Origin of the sequence: Muricoccus harenae, from assembly GCF_009848505.1 — a bacterium.
GTDB lineage: Bacteria > Pseudomonadota > Alphaproteobacteria > Acetobacterales > Acetobacteraceae > Roseomonas > Roseomonas harenae.
On the sequence record NZ_WWDL01000027.1, the window covers coordinates 65689 to 89626 of the forward strand.

The 23938-nt window shown below is 69.8% G+C and carries 22 protein-coding genes; 8 read left to right on the plus strand and 14 right to left on the minus strand.

Translation table 11 applies throughout. The features are described from left to right. Position 1 precedes the first annotated feature (1 nt). From GSE44_RS18425 to GSE44_RS18450, 6 genes are all read right to left on the minus strand, one after another. Entirely contained in the window at positions 2-1261 is a 1260-nt protein-coding gene (locus GSE44_RS18425) for an MFS transporter (RefSeq protein WP_159350298.1), read from the minus strand. Positions 1262-1319: 58 nt separating this feature from the next. After that, positions 1320-2711 carry an FAD-binding oxidoreductase gene (locus tag GSE44_RS18430; RefSeq protein WP_159350299.1) on the minus strand — a complete coding sequence of 464 codons (1392 nt, stop codon included), beginning with the start codon at positions 2709-2711 and terminating at the stop codon, positions 1320-1322. Between the two features lie 14 nt (positions 2712-2725). Further along, the gene (locus GSE44_RS18435; protein ID WP_159350300.1) at positions 2726-3610 is read right to left on the minus strand and encodes a dimethylarginine dimethylaminohydrolase family protein; all 885 of its coding nucleotides are present in this window, start codon (positions 3608-3610) and stop codon (positions 2726-2728) included. A gap of 77 nt (positions 3611-3687) precedes the next feature. Continuing rightward, the gene (locus GSE44_RS18440; protein ID WP_159350301.1) at positions 3688-4854 is read right to left on the minus strand and encodes an EAL domain-containing protein; all 1167 of its coding nucleotides are present in this window, start codon (positions 4852-4854) and stop codon (positions 3688-3690) included. A 179-nt stretch (positions 4855-5033) separates the two neighbouring features. Continuing rightward, positions 5034-6068: a trans-3-hydroxy-L-proline dehydratase gene (locus GSE44_RS18445; RefSeq protein WP_159350302.1), complete on the minus strand. Its 1035-nt coding sequence runs from the start codon at positions 6066-6068 to the stop codon at positions 5034-5036. 10 nt (positions 6069-6078) lie between these two features. After that, on the minus strand, positions 6079-7092 hold the full coding sequence (locus GSE44_RS18450; protein ID WP_159350303.1) for an Ldh family oxidoreductase: 1014 nt from the start codon (positions 7090-7092) through the stop codon (positions 6079-6081). A gap of 181 nt (positions 7093-7273) precedes the next feature. Here GSE44_RS18450 and GSE44_RS18455 point away from each other — a divergent pair, with 181 nt between their 5' ends. From GSE44_RS18455 to GSE44_RS18475, 5 genes are all read left to right on the plus strand, one after another. Next, positions 7274-8035, plus strand: coding sequence for an HpcH/HpaI aldolase family protein (locus tag GSE44_RS18455; RefSeq protein ID WP_159350304.1), 762 nt, complete (start codon positions 7274-7276; stop codon positions 8033-8035). Between the two features lie 130 nt (positions 8036-8165). Beyond that, positions 8166-8957 (plus strand): alpha/beta fold hydrolase, encoded by a 792-nt coding sequence (locus GSE44_RS18460; RefSeq protein WP_159350305.1) that lies wholly within the window; start codon positions 8166-8168, stop codon positions 8955-8957. After that, entirely contained in the window at positions 8954-10111 is a 1158-nt protein-coding gene (locus tag GSE44_RS18465; protein ID WP_159350306.1) for an LLM class flavin-dependent oxidoreductase, read from the plus strand. The genes GSE44_RS18460 and GSE44_RS18465 overlap by 4 nt, the downstream gene beginning before the upstream one ends. 139 nt (positions 10112-10250) lie before the next feature. Beyond that, positions 10251-11252, plus strand: coding sequence for a Bug family tripartite tricarboxylate transporter substrate binding protein (locus GSE44_RS18470; RefSeq protein ID WP_159350307.1), 1002 nt, complete (start codon positions 10251-10253; stop codon positions 11250-11252). 136 nt (positions 11253-11388) lie between these two features. Then, a complete protein-coding gene (locus tag GSE44_RS18475; protein WP_159350308.1) occupies positions 11389-11943 on the plus strand; it encodes a MarR family winged helix-turn-helix transcriptional regulator in 555 nt (184 codons plus the stop codon). Positions 11944-12144: 201 nt separating this feature from the next. Here GSE44_RS18475 and GSE44_RS18480 read toward each other — a convergent pair whose 3' ends face one another. The 4 genes from GSE44_RS18480 to GSE44_RS18495 form a co-directional block, all read right to left on the minus strand. Then, the gene (locus GSE44_RS18480; RefSeq protein WP_159350309.1) at positions 12145-13713 is read right to left on the minus strand and encodes a Na+/H+ antiporter; all 1569 of its coding nucleotides are present in this window, start codon (positions 13711-13713) and stop codon (positions 12145-12147) included. Between the two features lie 157 nt (positions 13714-13870). Then, positions 13871-15292, minus strand: a complete 1422-nt coding sequence (locus tag GSE44_RS18485; protein ID WP_235924932.1) for a mannose-1-phosphate guanylyltransferase/mannose-6-phosphate isomerase — start codon at positions 15290-15292, stop codon at positions 13871-13873. A gap of 110 nt (positions 15293-15402) precedes the next feature. Further along, entirely contained in the window at positions 15403-16905 is a 1503-nt protein-coding gene (locus GSE44_RS18490; RefSeq protein WP_159350311.1) for a tripartite tricarboxylate transporter permease, read from the minus strand. A gap of 32 nt (positions 16906-16937) precedes the next feature. After that, entirely contained in the window at positions 16938-17555 is a 618-nt protein-coding gene (locus GSE44_RS18495) for a tripartite tricarboxylate transporter TctB family protein (RefSeq protein ID WP_159350312.1), read from the minus strand. A gap of 281 nt (positions 17556-17836) precedes the next feature. On the opposite strand from GSE44_RS18495, the gene GSE44_RS18500 reads away from it, so the two are divergent. Next, positions 17837-19030, plus strand: coding sequence for a M20 metallopeptidase family protein (locus GSE44_RS18500; RefSeq protein WP_159350313.1), 1194 nt, complete (start codon positions 17837-17839; stop codon positions 19028-19030). Continuing rightward, complete coding sequence (locus GSE44_RS18505) at positions 19027-20013, plus strand: ketopantoate reductase family protein (RefSeq protein ID WP_159350314.1); 987 nt, start codon at positions 19027-19029, stop codon at positions 20011-20013. The genes GSE44_RS18500 and GSE44_RS18505 overlap by 4 nt, the downstream gene beginning before the upstream one ends. Before the next feature lie 76 nt (positions 20014-20089). Here the strand turns inward: GSE44_RS18505 and GSE44_RS18510 are convergent, their stop codons facing one another. The 3 genes from GSE44_RS18510 to GSE44_RS18520 form a co-directional block, all read right to left on the minus strand. Further along, entirely contained in the window at positions 20090-20428 is a 339-nt protein-coding gene (locus tag GSE44_RS18510) for a hypothetical protein (RefSeq protein ID WP_159350315.1), read from the minus strand. 166 nt (positions 20429-20594) lie between these two features. After that, the gene (locus GSE44_RS25790; protein WP_235924933.1) at positions 20595-21194 is read right to left on the minus strand and encodes a hypothetical protein; all 600 of its coding nucleotides are present in this window, start codon (positions 21192-21194) and stop codon (positions 20595-20597) included. 359 nt (positions 21195-21553) lie between these two features. Next, entirely contained in the window at positions 21554-21811 is a 258-nt protein-coding gene (locus GSE44_RS18520) for a hypothetical protein (protein ID WP_159350316.1), read from the minus strand. A 164-nt stretch (positions 21812-21975) separates the two neighbouring features. On the opposite strand from GSE44_RS18520, the gene GSE44_RS18525 reads away from it, so the two are divergent. Continuing rightward, complete coding sequence (locus tag GSE44_RS18525; RefSeq protein WP_235924934.1) at positions 21976-22308, plus strand: DUF1491 family protein; 333 nt, start codon at positions 21976-21978, stop codon at positions 22306-22308. A gap of 10 nt (positions 22309-22318) precedes the next feature. On the opposite strand, the gene GSE44_RS18530 is transcribed toward GSE44_RS18525, so the two are convergent. Further along, a complete protein-coding gene (locus tag GSE44_RS18530; protein ID WP_159350318.1) occupies positions 22319-23806 on the minus strand; it encodes a peptidoglycan -binding protein in 1488 nt (495 codons plus the stop codon). Positions 23807-23938 lie beyond the last annotated feature (132 nt).

The window sequence follows — 23938 nt, forward strand, 5'->3', positions numbered from 1 at the left end:
GTCAGGCGCGGCGGCGTGTCATCCACAGGAAGAGCAGCGTGCCGATGGTCAGCATGGCTGCGAGGAAGAGGAGGCCGGCGCCGATCCCGGCCGCGGCCACCACCGGCCCCGATGCGGACTGGATGACGGCAGCGCCGGCGAAATAGGAGAGATTGGCCGCTGATAGCGCCTTGCCCGCCTGCTCGGACGCCACGGCGGAGCGGACCACGGCGAAGACCAGGGGCTGGACGGAGATCGTCAAGGCGAAGGCGACGAACATCACCAGATCCCAGGCGGCAGGCAGGGCGCCGAGCGGGCCGGAGGGGCCGCCGAGGACGATCAGCACCAGACAGGCGGCGGCGGCGAGATGGCCGACTGCGAGAACGAGGCGCCGGTGGCCGAAGCGGCGGTCCAGCATCCCCGAGAGGATCGGGCCGACCACGAAGGCAAGGGCGCAAAGCATGAGGATGTTGCCGGTTTCGGTGCGCGGCAGGTCCTTCACCTCCATGAGCCAGGGACCGCCCCACAGGCCGCGCACGCCAATTCCTGCCGCGAAGGAGGCGAAGGCGATCACGATGCCGGCGCGGAGCGGGCGGGAGAGGCCAAGGCGGATCACCTCGCGGCCGTCGCGCAACAGGCTGGGATAGGGGCCGGGGGGCGGGGCGTCGCGCACCAGCAACATGACGAGGACAAGGGCGGTGAGGCCGAGCAGCGTGCCGGCGCCGTAGCCGGCGCGCCATCCGGCTGCATCGATGAGATAGGCGAGCGGGGTGGCCGAGAGGAGCATGCCGCTGTTGCCGATGGCCTGGATCAGCCCGGACCAGAGGCCGAACTGCCCGGCGGTCAGGCGGCGCGCGGCATAGGTGACGGGGCAGAGCAGCATGCCGGAGCAGCCGGCGCCGAGCAGGAGCTGGCCCAGGAGGAAGCTGAGCGGTCCGGTCGCGAGGGCGGCGGCAATGGAGCCGGCCACCGTCGTGCAGAAGAGGGTGATGGAGACGCGGCGCACGCCGAAGCGGTCCAGCGCGACGCCGACCGGGATCTGGCACAGGGCGAAGGCAAGGTTGAAGCTGCCCGTCAGCCCAGCCAGGCCCTCGGCACTGACGCCGAGATCGGCGATCAGCACATCCGCCGCGATGCCCGGCGTGGTGCGGAGGGCATTGGAGAGGACATGGCCGAGGACGAGGGCCAGGAGGGGAGCAACCAGCACCAGCCCGGTGGGGGCGTAGGCGGGGGCGGCATCGGGGGCAGGCGGCGTGGCCGCCGCCGGCGCATCCTTGGGCATCGGGTGCTGGTTTCCTCTGCGCCGGCCCTGCATGGGGCCGGCGTCTTGGGTACGAAGGCTAGTTCCGGAAGATCTTGCCAGGGTTGAGGATGCCCTTGGGGTCGAGGGCGGTCTTGATGCTGCGCATCACGGCCAGGGCCTCGACGCCATGCTCCTGCTCCAGGAATTCGGCCTTGCCCATGCCGACGCCGTGCTCGCCCGAGCAGGTGCCGCCGAGGGAGAGCCCTCGGGCGACGATCTTGCGGTCCAGCGCCCAGGCGCGGTCCAGCGACTTGGGGTCGTCCTGGTCCACGAGGATGACGGTGTGGAAGTTGCCGTCGCCGACATGGCCGACCATGGGGGCGGAGAGGCCGGATTCCGCGATGTCCTTCTTGGCGCCCAGGATGGCTTCTGCCAGGCGCGAGATGGGAACGCAGACATCGGTGGTGACGCCGCGGCTGTTCGGCTGGGAGGCAATGGCGGCGTAATAGGCGTTGTGGCGGGCGGTCCAGAGCTTGTTGCGGGTTTCCTGGTCGGCCGCCCAGGCGAAGCCGAGGCCGCCCATGTCCTTCGCGATGGCCTCCACCGCCTCGGCCTGTTCCTTCACCCCGGCCTCGGTGCCGTGGAATTCGAGGAAGAGGGTGGGCAGGACCTCGAGGTTGTCGAGCTTGGAATAGGCGATGCAGGCGGCGACCTGCACCTCGTCCAGCAGCTCGATGCGGGCCACGGGGACGCCGAGCTGCATCACCTGGATGACCGATTCGACGCAGCCCTTCATGTCCGGGAACTGGACGACGGCGGCCGAGGTGGCCTCGGGGATGCCGTGCAGGCGGAGGCGGATCTTCGTGACGACGCCGAGCGTGCCCTCGCTGCCAATGATGAGGCGCGTCAGGTCGTAGCCGTTGGCGGCCTTGCGGACGCGGCCGCCGGTGTTGATGACGCGGCCATCGGCGAGGACGATCTCAAGGCCGAGCACGTTCTCGCGGATGGTGCCGTAGCGGACGGCGTTGGTGCCGCTGGCGCGCGTCGCGCACATGCCGCCGATCGTGCAGTGGCTGCCGGGATCGACAGGGAAGAACAGGCCCTGGTCGCGCAGGTGGTCGTTGAGCTGGTGGCGGGTGACGCCGGGCTCGATCAGGCAGTCCATGTCCTCCTGGCTCACGTCCAGGATGGCGGTCATGTGCGAGAGATCCAGCGTGATGCCGGCGCGGATCGGGGTGACATGGCCTTCGAGCGAGGTGCCGGCGCCGAAGGGCGTCACGGGGACGCCGTGGCGGTGGCAGAGGGCGAGGAGCTGGGACACCTCCTCGGTCGTCTCGGCGAAGGCGACGGCGTCGGGGCGGACAGGGGTGGTGGTGTCCTCGCCGTGGGAATGCTGGTCGCGGATGGTGGCATTGGTGGTGATGCGGTCGCCGAGGAAGGCGCGGGCGGCGGCGATGACGTGGTCGACAGGGCGTGTTTCGGCGGTCATGGGCTCAATTCCGGTCAGTCGTCGCGCCGCAGCGGGCAGGTGAGGCAATGGGGGCCGCCGCCGCCGGCGGTGAAGAGGGAGAGGGCCGGGTCCAGGACCTCCAGCCCCTCGGCGCGGAGGGCGGCGTTCAGCTCCGTGCTTTCGCGGGCGGATACCACGCGATCCCTGCCGAGGGCGAGGATGTTGCAGCCGAGATTCATCGCGGCGCGGTAGGGGACGGGAATCCAGCGGATGCCGTGCGCCTGCAGCCATTGCAGGAAGGCGGGGTCGAGCACGTCCTCGCAGGCGACGGCCAGGCCGGGGGCGGCCATGCAGAAGAGGACGTCAAGATGGAGGAAGTGTTCGTCGAAATCCTCGACGCGGACTTCCCAGCCGTCCTCGCGCAGCCATCCAGCGAGTTGTTCGGCGCCCGCCCTGTCGGTGCGGCCGCCGGAGGCGCCGATGGCGGCAAGGCCGGGGCGGATGATGTGGATGTCGCCGCCTTCCAGCGTGCCGGCACTGGACTTGCGCCACAAGGCACTGCGGTTCGCGGCGTGGAAGTCGATCAGCGGGGCGTATTCGCCGCGGCGCTGCGGGCGCTCGAGCTGGCAGAGGACCGGGCCGCGATGCGTCACCACCACGCTGTCGCGCGTGTAGGGCATGTAGGGGAGGTGGGGCTCGGGTGGGATGTGGCGCACCGTGACGCCGCCCTGCTCGATGGCGTGGACCAGCTCGGCGTGCTGGGCCTGGAGATGGGCGGTGGCGGGTAGCTGGTTCTCGCCGGCCAGGGTGCGGCGGACGATGCTGTTGGTGGGAATCCAGCGGTAGTGGTCTGGCGCGCAGAGCAGCACCTCGCGCAGCGGCGCGGTTTCGGAGGAGACGCGCCAGGCGGGGCCGGCCGGGGAGGCGGGATCGGGCATGGGCGGCAGCCTAGAGCGGATCGCCGGCGGCCGGAATCGGGCGCGGCGGGAATTCGCGCCGGCCTTGGCGGCATGCGTCAGGGATCGGGCGGGAGGTCGGTGACCACCAGGGAGAGGCCGAGGAGCTCGCCGCTTTCGTCCCGCGCGGGGGCGACGCTGATCATGCCGCGGCCGCCGCCGGGCAGCTGCCATTGGTGGGGCGGAATGGCCTCGCCGCGCATGGCGCGCTCCAGGTCGGCCTGGGCGAAGGCCGTTGCGCGCGGGTCGATCTCCCCGACCTTGTGTCCCAGCAGGTCTTTCACCTGCCGCCCCATCATCTCCGCATAGCGCCGGTTGGCGTTCAGGATGCGGAGTTCGCGGTTCACGTAGCAGAGGCCGACGGGTGCTGCGGCATAGACGGCTTCGAGCTGCGCCAGGCGCTGGTTGGTGGAGAAATCGACGGGCTCGGGGTCATGCGCCTCTTCGCCGCGGGCGCGGAGGAGGGCGGGAACCTCCTCGGCGGGGACAGGATGGCCGTAGAGCCAGCCCTGGGCATAGTCGCAGCCGAGACGCCGCAGCATCTCGGCCTGGGCTTCGGTCTCCACGCCTTCCGCGATGACGGGGACGCCGAGGCTCTGGCCGAGGCCGATGACAGCGCCGACGATCTTCCGGCTGTCGCGGGATTCCTCCATCGAGCTGACGAAGCTGGCGTCGATCTTGATCGTGTCGAAAGGCAGTGCCTGGAGGCGGCTGAGGCTGGAATACCCGGTGCCGAAATCGTCCAGCAGGATGCGCACACCTTTGGCGCGGAGCAGGTCTGAGGTGCGGCGGGCGGCGTCAATGTCGCCGATGACGGCAGTCTCGGTGATCTCGACCTCGACGCGGTTGAGCGGGAAGCCGGCGGCGTTGACGGCGTCCTCCAGCAAGTCAGGCATCTCGCCATCCTGGAAATGGACGGGCGAGATGTTGAAGCCGAGGCGGAAGGCTCCCTTCCAGGGCAGGGCGGCGGTGCAGGCCTGTTTCACGATATGCGATGTGACGGCGGCGATGAGGCCGTGCTCCTCGAAGAGCGGGATGAAGGTGGAGGGCGGGACGGGGCCGAGGACGGGATCGGTCCAGCGTGCCAGGACCTCGAAGCTGGCGATCGCGCCGCCGCTCAGATGGACGATGGGCTGGAAGGTCGGCTGGATGGCGCCCTCGCGCAGGGCGGGCTCGAGCGCCGCGACGATTGCGGCGGCCAGGTCGGGATCCGGTGCTTCGCCCACTTCGTGTCCTCCGGCCGGATCGGGCGGCACCGCTTGCAGGTGGTGGCGGTGCTTCCGGTCGCTGACCGGCGATCATTGCAGAGGGGCGGCCGTGCTTAAAAGAGGCATGACGCGCCGGACGAGCGTGGAGTCGCGCCGCTGGGGCTTTCGTCACGGCCTGTCATAGGCCTGCCGCCCTTTCACGTCTTCGGCATCGGCCATGTGTCGGAAAGGCGATAGCCGGCGGGATAGGGATCGGCCGGGTCCAGCATGAGCTGGTGGGTGCCGGTGATCCAGGCGGTGCCGGCGATGACCGGCAGGATGCCGGGGCGGTGGCCGACCATCGCCTCGGAATCGATGTGGCAGTGGAAGGTGGAGCCGATGATGGAGCGCGCGGTGTAGCGGTCGCCGGGCTTCATCTGGCCCTTCGCATGCAGCACGGCCATGCGGGCGGAGCAGCCGGTGCCGGTGGGCGAGCGATCCACCTTGCCCGGGCGGATGGCCACCGCATTGGCGCCGGTGAGGATGCCGTCCTCCTCCGCCAGCGGGGCGGCGATCTGGCAGAAGGAGATGTGGTTCCAGCCGGGATTGGTGGGATGGGTGAAGCCGAGCTGCTCATTGGCGGCGGCGGTGATGCGCACGCCAGTCTCGGCGATGTCGCGGGCCTCGTCGGGGGCGATGGAGAAGCCCAGCGCCTGCGCGTCGGCGATGACGAAGCTGTCGCCGCCATAGGCGGTGTCGACCGTGAGGGTGCCAATGCCAGCCACCTCGATGGTGGCGTCGAGACGGTCGGCGAAGGACGGGACGTTGCGGACGCTGATGCGCTCGGCCTTGCCGTTGCGGCAGGTGGCGGTGACCTCGATGAGGCCGCCGGGAGGCTCGAGGGTGAGGCGGGTCTCGGGTTCCTGCATGGGGACGATGCCGGTCTCCAGCAGCACAGTCGCGACGCAGATGGAGTTGGAGCCGGACATGGGGGGCGTGTCGGCGGGCTCCATGATGATCCAGCCGGTCTGGGCGCGCGGGTCTTTGGGCGGAACGAGCAGATTCACATGGCGGAAGACGCCGCCGCGGGGCTCGTTGAGGACGAAGTTGCGCAGCGTCTCGTCGGCCGCGATGAAGCGCGACTGGTCCCAGATCGTATCGCCGGGCGGGGGCAGGACGCCGCCGACGATGACGTCCCCGACCTCGCCTTCCGCATGGCAGCTGACGATGTGGATGACCTTCGACGTGCGCATCGGCTTGTCCTCAGGCGAGCAGGGATTCGATGTCGGCGATGAGGCCGCGGGGCACCTGCACGCCTTCGGAGAGGGCGCGTCGGCGGGTGGCGTAGCGGCGCAGCGAGGGAAGGCGGGCGCCCTGGCCGGTGATGCCCTCGAACAGGGCTTCGGCGGCCTGCATGCGGTCCGCGGCGCGCGGGCCGGCGAAGCGGGCGGGGTCGATGGCGAGCACCAGTTCGCCGCCGCGCGGGGCGCTGGCCTTGCCGCCATCCACTGCGAGGGATTCGGCGCTGGTCATGTCGCCGATCATGGGGCCTGCGATCAGCTCGATCATGGCGGAGAGGGCGGAGCCCTTGTGGCCGCCGAAGGGGAGCATGGCGCCGGCCAGCACAGCCTCAGGCGAGGTGGTGGGGTTGCCCTCCGCATCCACGCCCCAGCCCTCCGGCAGGGGCTTGCCGGCGCGGCGGTGCAGCTCGATCTCGCCGCGGGCGGCGGCGCTGGTGGCGAAGTCGAAGACGAAGGGATCCTTGCCTGGGCGGGGCCAGCCGAAGGCGATGGGGTTGGTGCCGAAGAGCGGCTTGCGGCCGCCGGCCGGGGCGACCCAGGCATGGCTGGGGGTGCAGGCGAGGCCGACCAGGCCTTCGCGGGCCACGGCTTCCACCTCCGGCCAGAGGGCGGCGAAATGGGCGCAGTCGTTCAGCGCCAGGGCGGCGATGCCGTTGGCGCGGGCCTTCTCCACAAGGATGGGCAGGCCGGTGCGGAAGGCGAGCGGGGCGAAGCCGCCGCCGGCATCGACGCGGACCATGGCCGGGGCGATGTCCTGCGCGACCGGGGCGGCGTTCGGGTCCACGGCGCCGGCGCGGATGCTGCGGGCGACCATGATGAGGCGGAACAGGCCGTGCGAGCCGCCGCCATCCCGTTCCCCGGCCAGGATGGTGTCGGCGACCGGGCCGATATGGGCCTCGCCGAGGCCGAGGCGTGCGAGGGCGCCGGTGATGAAGGCGCGCAGGGCGTCGAGGGTGAAATGGGCCGTGTCGTCCATCGCGCGTGGTCGCCTCTGCTCATCGGGTTCGCCGGCGCCGCGCAATTCTGGCGGCGTCGCGCCCTAGTTTCCATGTTCCGCGGGGGCTGCACAGGCAAGGGGGGCGGATTGTTCCCGGCGCGCCGATGCGGAAGGATGCCCCGGACCCGGCGCCGCCGGGTGATGCCGGAGGGAAAGTCGCGTGGCGAACAAGCTCAAGGATGCCTGGAAGGCCGGGAAGAAGACGGTCAATGGCTGGTTGTCGATTCCCTCCGGCTTCTCGGCCGAGGTGATGGCGCAGATCGGATTCGATAGCCTGACCGTCGACCTGCAGCACGGGGTGCAGGACTACATGTCCGCAGTGGCCTGCTTCCAGGGGATGCAGGGGCATGGACCGACGCCGATGGCGCGGATTCCGTGGAACGAGCCGGGGATCATCGGGAAGCTGCTGGATGCGGGCGCGCAGGGACTGATCTGCCCAATGGTGAACACGCAGGCGCAGGCCGAGGCCTTCGTGGCGGCCTGCCGCTATCCGCCGCTGGGCACGCGTTCCAATGGGCCGATCCGCGCCGGCATCTATGGTGAGGTGGGGCGGTACTTCTACAACGCGAATGACGAGGTGCTGTGCATCCCGATGATCGAGACGAAGGAGGCGCTGGACAACCTGGATGCCATCCTCGACGTGCCGGGGGTGGACGGGATCTATGTCGGGCCGACGGATCTCGGCATCTCGCTCGGCATCCTGCCGCCGGTGATGGACCGCGAGGAGCCGGAGATCCTGCGGATCTATGAGCGGCTCGTGCGCGCCTGTGCCGACCGTGGGCTGGCGATCGGCATCCACTGCGCCACGGGAGCCTATATCAAGCGGATGCATGATATGGGCTTCACCTTCGGCACGATGGGCACCGATGTGACGAACATGGTGCAGGGCGCGCGGACTCAGATGGCAGCGCTGAAGGGCTAGGGCCGCAGGCAGGCACGGGCGGCCGGGTGGCCGCCCGTTTGCGGTTGATGATATGTGTAATGCCACATAATCCTTTCGGCGTGACGCGGGGCGCGGAGCAGTGGCCGTTCCGGCAGGCGACGGGGAAACCATGGCAGATCACAGCGAAGAGACAGTCTCCGTGAAGGGATGCCGCATCCGGCTGATGCGTGGCGGCGAGGGGCCGCCGCTGCTCTTCCTGCATGGCGCCGGCGGCGCCGGGCCATGGGCGCCCTTCATGGGCTCGCTCGCGAAGCGCTTCGACGTGATCGTGCCGGAGCATCCGGGCTTCGGGACCGCCGACACACCGGACTGGCTCGATAACGTCCATGACCTCGCTTATTTCTATCTCGACTTCCTCGCGGCGCAGGGTTTGCGCGGCGTGCATCTGGTGGGGCTTTCGCTCGGCGGCTGGATTGCCGCCGAGATGGCGATCCGCGACACGAGCCGGCTTGCCTCGCTGACGCTGGTGAATGCGGCAGGCATCCATGTGCCGGGCGTGCCACAGGTGGACGGCTTCCTCAGCACGGATGAGCAACGCATTCGCGATCTGTTCCACGACCAGTCCTTCGCCGAGGCTGCGATCGCGCGTTCGCTGCGGCCGGAAATGGAGGACGTGATGCTGAAGGACCGGCAGACGGCCGCGAAGCTGATGTGGCATCCGCGTTCCTACGACCCGCATCTGGCGAAGTGGCTGGGGCGCATCGACGTGCCGACGCTGCTGCTCTGGGGCGCGCAGGACAAGGTGGTGCCGGAGCCCTATGGACATGCGTTCCAGCGGCTGATCCCGGGCTCGCAGCTCAGCATCATTTCCGAATGCGGGCATCTGCCGAATATCGAGCGCGCGGACGAGTTCGTTGCCGAGATCACGCGCTTCATCGGGAACGAGGAGGGCGCGCGGTGAAGTTCTTCAATTTCCATCTGATGCCCTATGCGGATGCCGATCTCTCCGCGATCGAGCGGCATGGCTCCGCCTGGGTGACCTTTCCGAACACGCATTGCGACCCGGTGAAGGGCGCGGATCTGTATCACCGCTACCTGGACGAATTGGAATATGCCGATGAGCTCGGCTTCGACGGGGTGGTGCTGAACGAGCATCACCAGACCGCCTATGGGCTGATGCCGACGCCGGGTGTGCTGGCCGGGGCGCTGGCGCGGAGCGTCAAGCGCGGCAAGCTCATGATCCTCGGGCGCGCGCTGCCGCTGCTGAACAATCCGCTTTCGGTGGCGGAGGAATATGCGATGCTCGACAACCTGACGCGCGGGCGGTTCATCGCCGGCTTCGTGCGCGGGATCGGCGCCGAGTACCATGCGATGGAGATCAATCCGGCGCTCTCGCAGGAACGCTTCGCGGAGGCGCATGACCTGATTATCCGCGCCTGGACCGAGCCCGGACCGTTCCAGTATGTCGGGAAGCATTACGACTTCCGCTACGTGAATGTCTGGCCGCGGCCGTACCAGGACCCACATCCGCCGATCTGGCTTCCGTCCCAGGGATCGTCGAGCACGATCGCCTGGGCTGCGCGGATGCGGTACACCTATTGCCAGACGGTGAGCCCGATCGCGCTCGTCGCGCGCTTCTTCGACATGTACCGGAGCGAGGCCCTGAAGGCCGGCTACGAAGCGAGCGCCGACCAGCTCGCCTGGTCCAACTTCATCTATGTGGCCGAGACGGACGAGAAGGCGGTGCGCGAGGCGACGCCGCACCTGGATGCGTTCAACCGGCTGCAGAAGATGCCGGTGGAGATGCTGCTGCCGCCCGGCTATTCGAATGTGGAATCGATGAAGCGCATTCGCGCGGCGCGGATCTCTAGCCGGCCGCAGACGGCGGCGGACATGATCCGTGCGGGGGTGGTGATCGTGGGCAGCCCGAACACGGTGCGCGAGAAGCTGGCCGAGTACCAGGACCTGGCGGGCTTCAACACCTCGATCACCAAAACGCAGATCGGGACGATGCCGGCGGGAATGGTGCGGGAGAACATGGCGGCGGTCGCAGAGGAAATCATCCCGCATTTCCGCGACCGCATGGCCGCCGTGCCGGTGGGAAGCGTGGCCTGAGGATGGAGTGGCCGGCGGCGTTCCGCCGGCCGCTGCAGGATGGGCGGGGGCCGTGGCGCCCGCCGGTGACGAAGAAGGCAAGAAGACAGGGCGGGAAAGCTGGACACTCCTCGGCACCGACCGAGGAGAGGAGAAACCGATGATTGAGCATGCGCAGTTCCGCCGGGCCGGCCTCGCGCGACGCCGGCTGCTGTCCACGGCGCTGGCCGGCGGCGTCGCGCTCGGTGCGCGGGCAGCGGCGGCACAGGAATGGCCGGCGAGGCCCGTGCGGGTCATCCTTCCCTATGCCGCGGGCGGCATGACGGATTCGCAGGCGCGCATCACGGCCGAGCGACTGAGCGCCCTTCTTGGGCAGTCCTTCGTGATCGAGAACCGCAGCGGTGCGGGCGGCGCGATCGCGGCGAGCGCCGTCGCGCGTGCGGCGCCGGATGGCTACACGCTGTTCTTCGGGGCGGGCTCGCAGATCGTCACGGTGCCGCTGACCCAGCGCGTGGATTACGACCCGAAGCGCGACCTGGCGCCGGTGAGCCTGGTGGGGCTCAGCCCCTTCATCGTAACGGTGCCGGCCTCGCTGCCCGTGACCAGCCTGACGGAGTTGGTGGCCCATGCGAAGGCCAATCCGGGGAAGGTCACCTTCGCCTCATCGGGCGCCGGCAGCGTGAACCACCTGGCGGCGACGGCGCTGGCGACGCGGGCCGGGGTGGAGATGGTGCATGTGCCCTATCGCGGCAGCGCGCCGGCGCTGGTGGACCTGATGGCGGGGCGCGTACAGCTGTATTTCGCTAATCCGGCAGAGGTGGTGCAGCTGGCGGCCGAGGGAAAGGTGAAGCTGCTTGCCATGTCCTTCGAGCGGCGGCTGCCGCAATGGCCGGAGCTGCCGGCCGTGGCCGAAACTTATCCGGGTTATGCGCTGACCGCCTGGAATGGGTATTTCGCGCCGGGCGGGACGCCTGCTCCGATCGTGGAGCGGCTTTCGAAGGCGATCGCGGCGGTGGTAGCGGGGCCGGAGACGAATACGAAGCTTACCGGGCTCGGGATTGAGGCGGTGGGCAATTCGCCGGAGGCGTTTCGGGTCCTGATCGAGCGCGAGACCGCCATCCTCGAGGCGGCGGCGCGGGCGGCGAATCTGCGGGCGGATTGAGGCTTGCCGGTTCGCGCGGGTGGATCGGCAGCGCCGGTCCGTTTCCGCCCAGGAAGGCGGACGGCTTTGTGGCGCGGTGGCGATCCCGGTATTCTGCGGGCCGGTGTTCCGGTGCGACCGGGGAAGGGGTGTGGCCTTGTCGGCGAAGGCCGTGAGTGGCGGCGGGCGGAAGCCGCGCGGCGTGGTGCCCCGGTTTGTGACGACGGGGCCCGTGAAGACGCAGGCGCCGGGCGATGCTGGCGGGGGGGCGATCCATCCGCTTCGCGACAAGCCGGGCTATCTCGTGCGCTGCGTGCACCAGCGCTCCACCGCGATCTTCGCGGAGGAGAGCCGGGAGTTCGGCGTCACCGGGCCGCAGCATGTCGTCATGGTGGCGCTGGCGCATAATCCGGGCATCGACCAGAACACGCTGGCGGAACTGGCGGATCTTGATCGCTACACGGCGGGTGACGTGTTGTCGCGGCTTGTCGGGCGGGGGCTGGTCATCCGCGAGGTGAATGCGGCGGATCGCCGGGGGCGCATCCTGTCGCTCTCCGCGCAGGGCATGGCGATGCTGCAGGAGATGCGGGAGGCGGTGGCGCGGACGCAGGAGCGCTTCCTCGCACCGCTGAGCGCTGGGGAGCGGCAGGTGTTCATCGAGTTGCTGCGGAAGATGCTGCCGCGCGAGGACGAGGGCTCCGGCCGGAGCTGAAGGTGTTGCGGCGCCTGGCTGGGGCTGTTTTCGTTTCCGTGCCTTCGCTTCGGTTGATCCAGCCCTTTGATCTAAGGGCGCATTCGGGCGATCCCGCTCTGGAGCAGATCGCTGCAGGGCGGGATCGCCCGGAAGCGTGAATCTGCTCTTTGGGCAAGGAGCTGGAGCATTCGAAGTGAACGCATGTGAACGGAAGAAGCTCTAGCCGGCCTGGCCGATCTGCTGCACCAGGCGCAGTTCCTCATGGTCCGTTTCGGCGAGCAGGCTGGTCAGCATCGCATCGGACATACTGTCCTCCTCGCGGTGGAGGAGGAGGCGGTCGCGGGCGGCGCGCAGGGCGGCGAGGCGGATCTGCAGCCGCGCGCGCAGCTCGGCCTGGGGGCCGCCGGTGGCAACGCCAGTGAAGACGCGGGTGACGTCGCGGAACTCGCCGACCATGTCGCGGGCGATGGCGCCGTCGAGTGGGCTGTCGAGGCGGCCTTCCACCTCGGCGAGCGCGGCCTGGGCCATGAGGCGACGGGCGGTGGCTTCGGTGGTGTTCATGCCGCGCCGCTGGGGGCGGGCGACGCCGAGGCGGATGATGAGCCATTCGAGGGTGGTGCCCTGCACCACCAGCGTTGCCAGGATGGCGATGAAGGCCAGGAAGATCAGCAGGTCGCGGTGCGGCACCTCCAGCGGAAGGGCGAGGGCGGTGGCGAGGGAGACGACGCCGCGCATCCCGGCCCAGCCGATGATGGCGGCGTGGCGGGGTTCCGGCAGGGTCTCGCCGCGCGCCAGGGCTGGGATGAGGCGAGGCAGCCAGGCGAAGGGCATGACCCAAGCGAGGCGCGAGATGACGAGGGTGGTGGAAAGGGCCGCGGCGGCGAGGGCGAGGAAGCTGGCGGGGTATTCGCCCAGGCGTTCCAGGATGCCATTGAGCTGGAGGCCCACCAGGATGAAGACAAGGCTGGTGAGGGTGAACTCCACGAAGTTCCAGGTGGAGAGAGCTTCCACCCGCGTGCGAGGGGTGAGGAGCGAGCGTTGGCGCTGGGCGACAAGGATTCCCGCCGTGACGACGGCGGTGACGCCCGAGACATGCATCCGCTCGGCGGCCAGGAAGGCGCCATAGGCGACGAGGAAGGTGAAGACGATCTCAAGCGAGGTGTCGCCGAGGCGGGGCAGGATGCGGGCAGCGAGCCAGGCGATGGCGAAGCCCACCGCAAGGCCGCCGATGGCGACGCCGAGGAAGGTGAGGGCGGCGAATCCGGGGGCGACGCTTCCGGCCGCGAGGGCCCCGACCGCGAGGCGGAAGAGGACGAGGGAGGAGGCGTCGTTCACCAGGCTCTCGCCCTCCAGCACGGTGACGATGCGGGCGGGCAGGGGGAGGCGTTGCAGGACGGAGGCGGCGGCAACGGCATCGGGTGGGGCGACGACGGCACCCAGGGCGATGGCGGCGGCCCAGGGAAGGTCGGGCAGGAGGAGGCGGGCCACCACGGCGACGCAAAGGGCGGTGAAAAGGACGGCGCCGACGGCGAGGAGCAGGATGGGGCGGAGGGACGCGCGGAACTCCTGCCAATCGGTCCGCCAGGCGCTGGCCTGGAGGAGCGGCGGGAGGAAGGCGGCGAGCGCCACGGTGGGATCGAGGGTGACGCGCGGAAGGCCGGGGATGAAGGCGAGGGCCATGCCGCCCAGGATCAGGACCACGGCATAGGGAAGGCGCGTGCGCCGGGCCAGGATGGCGAAGCCGAGGCAGACGGCCAGCAACGCCAGCGTGATCTCAAGAAGCGCCATGGGGGAAATGTGGCGCAAGCGCTGCCGGGGCGAAAGCGCCGGGGCGCCGGGGCGCCGGACAGGCGTGCGAATCGCAGGCGGGGGGCGGATTGAGAGCGACGTTGCCCGTGATCGCTGGAGGCGTCAGCCGGAGGCGTGAATCACGGGCCGCGGTCCTTCAGGTCCGCCCATAAGTATCCTCGAAGCGGACGATGTCGTCCTCGCCGAGATAGGCGCCGGACTGCACCTCGATCAGCGTCAGCGGGATCATGCCGGGGTTCTCGAGGCGGTGGACGCAGCCGAGCGGCAGGTACACGGACTCGTTCTCGCGCAGCAGGATCCGCTCGGCGTCGCGCTCGACCATGGCGGTTCCGTTCACCACCACCCAATGCTCGGCGCGGTGGTAGTGCTTCTGGAGGGAGAGCTTCTCGCCGGGGCGGACGAGGATCTTCTTCACCTGGAAGCGGTCGCCCTGGATGAGGCCCTCATAATGGCCCCAGGGACGGTACATGCGGCGATGGGCGCCGGCCTCCGGGCGCTTCGCGGCCTTGAGCTGGTCGACCAGCTTCTTCACGTCCTGCGCGCGGTCGCGGGGCAAGGCCAGCACGGCGTCCTCGGTGGAGATGACGATGACATCCTTCAGGCCGATGACGGTGGTGAGGATGCCTTCGGAGCGGACATAGCAGTTCTGGGTGTCGAGCAGTTCCACCGGGCCATGGAAGGCGTTGCCCTGCGCGTCCTTCGGGGAGACCTGCCAGAGGGCATCCCAGGAGCCGACGTCGGACCAGCCCAGATCGGCGGGAACGACGGCGGCATGGGCGGTTTTCTCCATTACCGCGTAGTCGATGGAGATGGAGGGGCTCTCGGCGAAGGCCGGACCGAGGCGGACAAAGTCGAGGTCGCGGGTGGCGGCGTCCACGGCGGCGCGCACGGCTGCGATCAGCTCGGGCTGCAGGCGCTCCAGCTCGGCCAGCAGGGTGGCGGCGCTGGCGACGAACATGCCGGCGTTCCAGAGGTGGCGGCCGCCCTCGAGGAAGGCCTGGGCGCGGGCCAGGTCGGGCTTTTCGACGAAGGAGGCGATGTCGGAGACGCCTTCGAGGCCGGGGAGGGCGGTGCCGGACTCTATGTAGCCGAAGCCGGTCTCGGGGAAGGTGGGCTTCATCCCGAAGGCGACGATATGGCCGGCGCGGGCAGCGGCGGCGGCGCGGCCGAGGGCGGCGTGCAGCGCTGGCAGGTCCTCGATCGCGGCATCGGCGGCCATGATCCAGAGAAGGGCGTGCGGGTCGTTCTCGGCGGCCAGGATGGCGGCAGCGGCGATGGCGGGGGCGGAGTTGCGGGCCACGGGCTCAAGGACGATGCGGGCGCCGGGGATGCCGGATTCGCGCAGCTGCTCGGCCACCAGGAAGCGGTGCGCCTCGGCGCAGACGATCATGGGAGGGGCGAAGCCGGGGCCGGTCGCGCGGGCGACCGTCTGCTGCAGCATCGTCTCCTCGCCGGTCAGCGGCCAGAACTGCTTGGGGAAGCCTTCGCGCGACAAGGGCCAGAGGCGGGTGCCGACACCACCGGACAGGACAACCGGGACAACACGATCCTGGGGCATAAAGGTCTTCTCAGCAGGCATGTGCGCCCGGGGTAACGGAGTGCAGCGCAAAAGAAAAGCCGCCTCGGCGTACCGGGGCGGCTTCTCGTTCAGGCTTCCTGGCGGAAGGGCTACTCGGCCAGGGCCTTGTCCTTGCCTTTGCGGAGGTTGGGCAGAAGCATCAGGCCCAGGGTGATGGCCGCGACGGCGAGCAGCGTGGCGCTGATCGGCCGATCGATGAAGACCACCACATCGCCGCGCGAGAGCAGCATGGCGCGCCGCAGGTGCTCCTCCATCATCGGGCCGAGCACGAAGCCGATGAGCAGGGGAGCCGCCTCCATCCGGAGCTTGGAGAAGATGTAGCCCAGGATGCCGAAGAACAGGGTCTGGTAGACGTCGAAGACCGAGTTGTTCAGCGAGTACACGCCGATGGCGCAGAAGGTGAGGATCGCCGGGTAGAGGTACTTATAGGGCACCTGCAGCAGCTTCACCCACATGCCGATCATCGGCAGGTTGATGACGAGCAGCATCAGGTTGCCGACCCACATGGAGCAGATCAGGCCCCAGAACAGGTCCGGCTGGGCCTCCACCATGCGGGGGCCGGGCTGGATGCCCTGGATGATCAGCGCGCCCACCATCAGCGCCATGACGGCGTTCGAGGGGATGCCGAGGGTCAGCAGCGGAATGAAGCTGGTCTGGGCCGCGGCGTTGTTCGCGGATTCCGGACCGGCCACGCCCTCGACGGCGCCCGAGCCGAACTCGTGGCGGTACTTCGAGATCTTCCGCTCCATCATGTAGGAGCCGAAGGCCGAGAGGGAGGCGCCGCCGCCGGGCAGGATGCCGAGGGCGGACCCAATCAGCGTGCCGCGCAGCACGGAGGGGATCGAGCGGCGGAACTCCTCCTTGGTCAGCATCAGGCTGCCGACCTTGCCGGACATCACGCTGCGCGCCTCGGGGCGCTCCAGGTTGAGGATGATCTCACCCAGGCCGAAGATGCCCATGGCGATGGAGACGAAGCCGAGGCCATCGGACAGTTCGGGCACGCCGAAGGTGAAGCGCTGCTGGCCGGTCTGCACGTCGGTGCCGACGAGACCGAGGGCGACGCCGAGTACCACCATGGCGATCGACTTCAGGACCGAGCCCTGCGCCAGCACCGCGGAGATGATCAGGCCCAGCAACATCAGCGAGAAGTAATCCGCCGGTCCGAAGGACAGCGCCACCGAGGTCAGCATGGGGCCAGAGGCTGCGACCACCAGGGTGGCGATGGAGCCGGCGAAGAAGGAGCCGCAGGCCGCGATGGTCAGCGCGGCACCGGCGCGGCCCCTCCGGGCCATCTTGTAGCCTTCCAAGGCTGTCACGACCGAGGACACCTCGCCCGGCAGGTTCAGCAGGATGGCCGTGGTGGAGCCGCCATACTGGGCGCCGTAATAGATGCCGGCGAGCATGATGATGGCGGTGGTGGCAGGCTGGCCGAAGGTGATCGGCAGCAGCAGGGAGATGGTGGCGACGGGCCCGATGCCGGGCAGCACGCCGATGGCGGTTCCGATCAGCGCGCCGAGCAGCGCGAAGAGCAGGTTATCGAACGAGAGCGCGACGCCGAAGCCGTGCGCCAGGTTCGAAAAGAGGAGTTCCATGGTGTTTCTTGGCCCTTCCTAAGCGCGGCGCATCAATAGCTGTTCGGCCACAGGGGCACCCGGATATCAAGTTCGTAGATGAAGACGAACCAGCAGAGGATGCAGAGAAAGACCGTCATGCCGGCAACGCTGGTCACCCGGTGCTCGCGATCCGCAAGGGACGAGATGATGCAGAGGGCCGCGATGGTGAGCATCAGGCCGAGGGGTTCGAGCAGCAGGGCGAAGATCGCGAAGGAGGCCAGCACCAGGCCAAGGGGACGCCATGAGGGCGAAATGGCGAGGACCATAAGCGCGACGAAGCAGGCGATGCCGACCTGAATGTAGTTGGTCGTCAGGCCCATGCTCTCCATCACCCGCCAGATGATGAGGCCGACGGCGACGCTGATGGCGAGGGTGACGAAGTCGAGCTTCGTCCACTTCTCAAGCGGGTCGGGCCCGTTGACCAGCGCCAGAAAGAAAACGAGGGCGCCGAGGCCGAGCTGAATCCAGAAGACCAGCATGGGCATGTAGCCCGGGCCCATCCGGCGCGCGCTTCCTAGCGTGTGCTGTTCCAGGCCGATGCCGAGGAAGCCGCCGTTAATATACAGACCCAGCACGGCGAGGAACATCAGCAGCCCCCCGGCCCAAAGGTCCTTCGCATTGATTTTCATGAAGTCTCCACCCCTGATCCCTCATCGATACGACTGACAGTGGGGGGCAAGACGCCGACGAGGTGGTGGCCCATATGACCCCGACCGCGAGGCCCATTTTGAAGGGCGTCGCGGCCGGCACATTGGTGCCGTGTCCTCGTGCGGGACGTGCCTCCCGAAAGAGAGAGGAGCGCAACCTATGGGGCGGTGAGCCACGCCACAAGCGTGAGATTGGTCCGCTCCTTGTCATGGATGCTTCTTCACCTACGATGCAGCGCAACATCATTGCGAGAGACCATCCCATGACAGTCCGCTATGCCACGGAAATCAATGATCCGGCCCGGCGGATCGCTGAGGCGGCGGAGGCGCTGGCGCCAAGGCTCGTTGATACACGCCGTGACATTCACGCGCATCCGGAGCTCGCCTTCGAGGAGGTGCGCACCGCGGGAATCGTCTCCGCGGAGCTGACAAGACTAGGGATTCCGCATCGTACGGGGCTCGGACGGACCGGGGTGGTCGGCATCATCGAGGGGGGGCGGCCGGGGCCGACGCTCGCGATCCGTGCCGATATGGATGCATTGCCGATCCACGAGGAAACCGGGCTGGACTTCGCCAGCAAAGTCGACGGGAAGATGCATGCCTGCGGGCATGACATTCATACGGTGACGCTGCTGGGTGTGGCCGAGGTACTGCGGGACATGGCGCCGATGCTGGCGGGGCGCGTGGCGCTGGTGTTCCAGCCCGCGGAGGAGACGCTGGAGGGCGCGGCCGCAATGATCGCCGATGGTGCGGCGGAGGGCTTCGACTTGGCGCTGGGCTTCCACAACCATCCGGACATGCCGGTGGGGGAAACTGGATTCGCGCGTGGCGGATGTCTCGCTGCCTCGGACCGCTTCGATCTTGTGCTGCACGGGCGCTCCGGCCATGCGGCGCATCCGGAGGTGGCGATCGACCCGATCGTCGCGGCGTCCCATTTCGTGTCACAGGTGCAGACGGTGGTGAGCCGGGAGGTGGACCCGTTGCGACCTGCGGTTGTGACGATCGGCGCTTTCTCGGGCGGTACGACTTACAACATCATTCCCGAGCGCGTGCATCTGAAGGGCACGGTGCGGACGCTGGACCAGGGCACGCGGGACATTGCCGGGGCGGCGATCCGGCGTCTGGTCGTGGGGCTGGAGGCCGGATTCCGCGTTCAGGCGGCGCTCGACTACCAGAGCAAGGTGCCGCCGCTGGTGAATGACGATGCGGTGCTGGACCGGATGCTGGCGGCGGTTTCCGCGCAGCTCGGCAAGGCACCGGTGGAGGGTGTGCCGAGCATGGGTTCAGAGGATTTCGCGGCCTTAGCGGCGCTGGTGCCAGCGGCGCATCTGCGCATCGGCTCCGGCGCGCCGGGGCGGGCGGACAAGCTGCACAATGCCGGCTACCAGCCGGATGAGGGCTGCATTCCTGTCGGGGTGCAGGCTCTGTCGCGCGCCGCGCTGGAGCTGCTGTCGTGAAGGTCTGCGTCTTCGGCGCCGGGGCGATCGGCGGACATCTGGCGGGGAGGCTGGCCCAGGGTGGCGCGCAGGTGAGCGTGGTGGCGCGCGGCTCCTACCTCGCGGCCATCCGCGAAAAGGGGCTGACGGTGACCTCGCCGGAAGGAAGCTTCCACACGCGCCTCGCGGCAACGGATGATCCGACGGAGCTGGGGCCGCAGGATGCGGTGGTGGTGACGGTGAAGGGCCAGGCACTGCCGGGCCTCGCGGCGGCGATCGGGCCGCTGCTGGGGCCGCAGACCTCGGTGACCTTCGTGATGAACGGCATCCCCTGGTGGTATTTCGACAATCACGGCGGGCCGATGGAGGGCACGGCGCTGCCGGCGCTCGATCCTGGCGGTGCGGTGCGGCGCGCAGTCGGCGTGGAGCGGACCATCGGCGGGGTGGTGCATTCCGCCTGCACCGTGACGGAGCCCGGGGTGGTGCATGTGGAAACCCCTGGCAGCCGCGTGATCCTGGGCGAGCTGGACGGGCGGATCAGCGAGCGGGCGAAGGCGCTGGCGGCGGCGCTGGAGGCCGGGGGGCTGGTGGCGCCGGTGGTGCCGGACATCCGGCGCGAAGTGTGGCTGAAGCTGGTGTCCAACATGACCTTCGGTCCGCTCTGCCTGCTGTCACGGCAGGGAATCGGGCCGACGCTGCAGGACCCCGGCATCCGGGAGGCGGCGCGGCTGTGCCTGGAGGAAGGGCTGGCCGTCGCGCGCGGGCTGGGGCTGGCAGCCGAGATGGATGTGGCGAAGCGGGTCGCGGCCGCATCCCGTGTGGCCCACAAGCCGTCCATCCTGCAGGACATGGAGGCGGGGAAGCCGCTGGAGATGGAGGCGATGGTGATCCAGCCTCTGGCGCTTGCGCGGATGGCCGGGGTGGCGACGCCGATGCTGGACCTGACGGTGGGGCTGGCGCGCAAGGCGGCCGAAGCGACCGGGCAATACGTGCCGCCGGCCTGAGGAGGCCGCTCTCCCGACATGAAAAAGGCCGGGCAGGTGGACCTGCCCGGCCTTTCGGCACTGCGTCAGCCGCTGCTTACCAGCGGTAGTAGGGGCGATAAGCCGGCGCGGGTGCGTAATAGGCGACCGGCGGCGGCGCGTAATAGACCGGCGGGGGCGGCGCATAGGCCACCGGCGGCGCGTAATAAACCGGCGGGGGCGGCGCGTAGGCGACCGGCGGCGGGGCGTAATAGGTTGGCGGTGCGGCAATGGCGGCACCCGCCAGGGCGCCGACGGCCAGGCCGCCGATGATGCCGGCGGCGACGGCGCCGCCGCTCGGGCCACGGCGGTGCCAGCCGGCTTCGGCCGGGGTCGCCGCCACGATCAGCGCGGCCGCGGCCATGCCGCTCAGGGCGAGAGCGCGAAACCTGTTCATCGAGAGGCCCTCCTGGGGCGGTTGATAGGCGAAACCTGGCGAAGAACCGGCGCCGGATTGTGGCAGAGGCGGGGTCACTTCGTGGCTCCACCCGGCCGCCGGAGGCACCGGGGCATCGTAAGGAAATATGGGGCCGGTGGCGCTGATTGGCCAGTCACGGCGCGTTTCAGCGACTTTCAGCGGGCGCCGGAAGGGCGGTCTGGCCGAGGACCCAGCCTTCCCAACTCCGGATCCAGGGGTCGTCCGGGATGAAGTCGGGGCGGGCGCCGTCCAGCACCGAGATGACACAAAGGAGGCCGAGGAGGCTGTCGAACCGGTCCTCCCCGGCGGCGTCCGGGCCGAAGCCGGCTTCAATGGCAGATTGCAGCGTCCGGCTGGGCTGAACCTGCAGCCGGGCCATGGCGGCCCGGATGGAGGGGGCGGCGGCGCGGCGGGCGACCTGCGCGCGCTTGCTGCCGGGGAGGTGGATGCCGAGCTGGCGCATGGCCTCGGTAGGATAGGTCTCGGCAAGTGTGGCGGTGCCGGGGGCGAGGAGCGCGTGGAGCCCACCTTCGAAGGGCCAGAGCCGGAGGGGGGCGCCTGCCGCCAGGGCCGGGGCGAGCCAGTCACGCCAGGCGGTGATGGCGGCCTTGCCGGTCTGGTTGGCGCCGAGCGTCCAGAAGAGGGGCGCGCCGGCAGGGCGTTCGGCGGTGGCGCGGTCGCAGAGGCGGGAAAGATGCTCCGGGCCGGTGAAGCCGAGGGCGGTGGCATGGGCCGCCCTGGTCATGCCGCGGATGCCGCGAACCGGGTAGAAGGGGCGGTCGGGCGAGACCGTTTCCAGGGTTTCGCTGACCTGGAGGAAGGCGGGGTTGGCCGGGAGCGTGCGGAGGAAGGCGGGAAAGCCGGGCTCCGGGCGAGCGGAGGCCCAGGCGCGCGGGAGGCCGAGGGGAAGGTCCAGGCCGAGGGCGAGCGCGGGGCCTTCGGCCAGGAGGCGGGCCGTGAGGACGGCGGGATCGCCGACCGGGATGGGGGCCTCGGCGGTCCAGGCGCCGCGAGCCTTCCGGGCGATGCTGGTCCAGCGCTTCGCCGGATGCGCGGACCAGTCGGCATGGGCGGCGGTGAGGGCGGCCGCGCCCGTGATCGGTGTCAGCGCGAAGGCTTGAGGGGCTGCTGCGCGCGGTCCAGCAGGCGGCGGAAGAGGTTGGGCTTCTTCGCGGGAACGACCTCGGCGGCACGACGGGTGGCGTCCTGCGCGGCGGCGCGGCGCTCCTCCTCGCGATCCTTCTCCTTGGCGGCGAGCCACTTCTCCAGGCTCATGCCGGCCTTGGCGGCGCGGCGGGCTTCATAGGCGCGCTGGGCGTCGGTCATGCGGGGGGCGTCGTCGCGCGGCTTCTGGGCGGCCATGGCAATGCTTCCGGGGTATTGGGGTTCGGTCTTGCGACGCGGGCGATGGAATGGCGCGGTGCGGGTCCCGCATCAAGCCCCTTCGTGCGGGCCTTTTGCAGGACCCTTCGCATGGGGGGCCGCGCGTGGCACGGGGGCGTGGCAAGAGGCTCAGGGAGAGTGGCGTGGAAGCACGGGTGAAGGCAGGGCTCTGGGTTTCCATGGCGCTGCGGATGGGGGATTCCGCCGGGACGCCCGGGATGGTGCTGCGGAAGGGCGACGCGGATAGCGGCGGCATCCTTTGCGTGCTGCGTGGCCGGGAGGGGCTGGTGGTCCTGTCCCAGACGCGGGATGCGGCCGGGCGGCCGGCCTGGGTGCGCGGGAGCGGGGCAAATCCGGTCGATGAGGCCGCGGCGGATGCCTATGTGGCGCGGCAGGTGAAGCGCGACCCGGACCTTTGGGTGGTGGAGTTCGAGGTGCCGGACCTGGTGCCGCCCTTCGAGGCGATCATCATTTGACGGATCGCGTCTAGCGGTCCGTCAGCCGCAGCTCGATCCGCCGGTTGCGTGCCCGGGCCTCGGGCGTATCCGCCGTGTCGATCGGCTGGAATTCCCCGAAGGCGGTGGCGGCGACGCGGTTCGCCGGCAGGCCGTTCTGGATCATCAGCTGGGCGACGGCGATCGCGCGGGCCGAAGAGAGTTCCCAGTTCGTGGCATAGCGGGCGCCCGGGCGGATGGGGGAATTGTCGGCATGGCCGTCCACGCGGAGGACCCAGTTGGTGCCTTCCGGGATGCGGCCAGCGATGTCGAGCAGCAGGGTGGTGACATTGGCGATCTGCTCGCGGCCCGCCTGCGAGAGCTCGGCGCTGCCGATGGGGAAGAGGACTTCGGACTGGAAGACGAAGCGGTCGCCCGCGATGCGGATCTCAGGGCGGTTGCCGAGGATCTCCCGCAGGCGGCCGAAGAAGTCGGAGCGGTAGCGCTGGAGCTCCTCCACCCGTGCCGCCAGGGCGGCGTTCAGGCGCTGGCCGAGGGCGCTGATCTGGGTGTCCTTCTCGCGGTCCTGGGCTTCCTGGGCCTCCAGGGCGGCGTTCAGGCGGCGAAGCTCGGCCCGCAGCGTGTCGAGCTGCTGGGTGAGGAGGGCGGCCTGCGCGCGGGCGCTTTCGGCGAGGCGGCCGTATTCGCCGGCCTGGGCCTCGGCGGTACTGCGACCGCGGGTGGCTTCAGCGGCGGCAGCCTGTGCGGCGTCGCGGGCGGCGGCGGCCTCGGCGGCAGCGGTTTCGGCGGTGGCGGTGGCCGCTTCAGCGGTGCGGCGGCGGCGTCCCTCGTCATCCGCGCGAGCGAGGGCGGCGCGGGCCTGCTGCTCGGCCTGGTCGCGCAAGGCGGTGAGGGCGCGGAGTTGCTCGTTCAGGCGGGCGATGTCGGAAAGCCGGGCTTCGATGGTGGCGCGGTCGGTGGTGACCTGCTGGTCGAGCTGGGCGGCTGCCTGGCGCAGGGCCTCAAGGTCGCGGCGAGCGGCCTCCAGGGCGGCGCGGGTTTCGGCGAGGCTGCGCTCGGTGCCCTGGCGCGCGGCCCGTTCGGAAGCAAGGGCGCGGCGGGTCTCGGTGAGGCCCTGGACGGTGCGGGCGGTGTCGGCGCCGGCGGCCTCGGCGCCCGTCAGGGCTTCGGCGAGGCGGGATTCGAGGCTGGTGATGCGCTCGGCATTGCCGCGGCTGGCCAGCTCGGCATCGGCGAGGCGGGCGGCGATGCGGTCCCGCTCCTGGCGCATGGCGTCGCGGGCCGTCGCGGCGCGGGTGGCCTGGTCCTGCAGAGCGGCGAGGGCGTTGCGGGCGGCGTCGCGGTCGGCGGCGGCGGCGCGGGCTTCCTCCTGGGCGCGGCCGAGGCCGGATCGCAGGTCCTCGGCGCTGCCGCGCTCGAGGGAGAGGAGTTCGGAGAGTTCGGAGACCTGGCGGTTCAGCCGGTCCAGCGCGCGGTCGCGCGAGGAGAGGGCAAGGGAGAGGAAGCCCTGGGCCAGCACGAAGACTAGGGCGTGTCCTCAGATGGGGGATTCCCAGGATGGTGCTGGAGTGATTCATAGGGTGCCGGCAAGTTGTGGAGCAGCCGGGGAATGCGGCGATACGCGTTGCGTGACGATCAGTGGGTGCGGATC

Excerpts from the sequence above, each read along its gene's own strand:
- GSE44_RS18480 (WP_159350309.1), bottom strand. The coding sequence starts at position 13,713 with ATGGCGCTTCTTGAGATCACGCTGGCGTTGCTGGCCGTCTGCCTCGGC.
- GSE44_RS18430 (WP_159350299.1), bottom strand. The coding sequence starts at position 2,711 with ATGACCGCCGAAACACGCCCTGTCGACCACGTCATCGCCGCCGCCCGC.
- GSE44_RS18435 (WP_159350300.1), bottom strand. The coding sequence starts at position 3,610 with ATGCCCGATCCCGCCTCCCCGGCCGGCCCCGCCTGGCGCGTCTCCTCC.
- GSE44_RS18485 (WP_235924932.1), bottom strand. The coding sequence starts at position 15,292 with ATGCCCCAGGATCGTGTTGTCCCGGTTGTCCTGTCCGGTGGTGTCGGC.
- GSE44_RS18450 (WP_159350303.1), bottom strand. The coding sequence starts at position 7,092 with ATGGACGACACGGCCCATTTCACCCTCGACGCCCTGCGCGCCTTCATC.
- GSE44_RS18425 (WP_159350298.1), bottom strand. The coding sequence starts at position 1,261 with ATGCCCAAGGATGCGCCGGCGGCGGCCACGCCGCCTGCCCCCGATGCC.
- GSE44_RS18500 (WP_159350313.1), top strand. The coding sequence starts at position 17,837 with ATGACAGTCCGCTATGCCACGGAAATCAATGATCCGGCCCGGCGGATC.
- GSE44_RS18470 (WP_159350307.1), top strand. The coding sequence starts at position 10,251 with ATGATTGAGCATGCGCAGTTCCGCCGGGCCGGCCTCGCGCGACGCCGG.
- GSE44_RS18495 (WP_159350312.1), bottom strand. The coding sequence starts at position 17,555 with ATGAAAATCAATGCGAAGGACCTTTGGGCCGGGGGGCTGCTGATGTTC.
- GSE44_RS18510 (WP_159350315.1), bottom strand. The coding sequence starts at position 20,428 with ATGAACAGGTTTCGCGCTCTCGCCCTGAGCGGCATGGCCGCGGCCGCG.
- GSE44_RS18445 (WP_159350302.1), bottom strand. The coding sequence starts at position 6,068 with ATGCGCACGTCGAAGGTCATCCACATCGTCAGCTGCCATGCGGAAGGC.
- GSE44_RS18520 (WP_159350316.1), bottom strand. The coding sequence starts at position 21,811 with ATGGCCGCCCAGAAGCCGCGCGACGACGCCCCCCGCATGACCGACGCC.
- GSE44_RS18460 (WP_159350305.1), top strand. The coding sequence starts at position 8,166 with ATGGCAGATCACAGCGAAGAGACAGTCTCCGTGAAGGGATGCCGCATC.
- GSE44_RS25790 (WP_235924933.1), bottom strand. The coding sequence starts at position 21,194 with ATGACCAGGGCGGCCCATGCCACCGCCCTCGGCTTCACCGGCCCGGAG.
- GSE44_RS18490 (WP_159350311.1), bottom strand. The coding sequence starts at position 16,905 with ATGGAACTCCTCTTTTCGAACCTGGCGCACGGCTTCGGCGTCGCGCTC.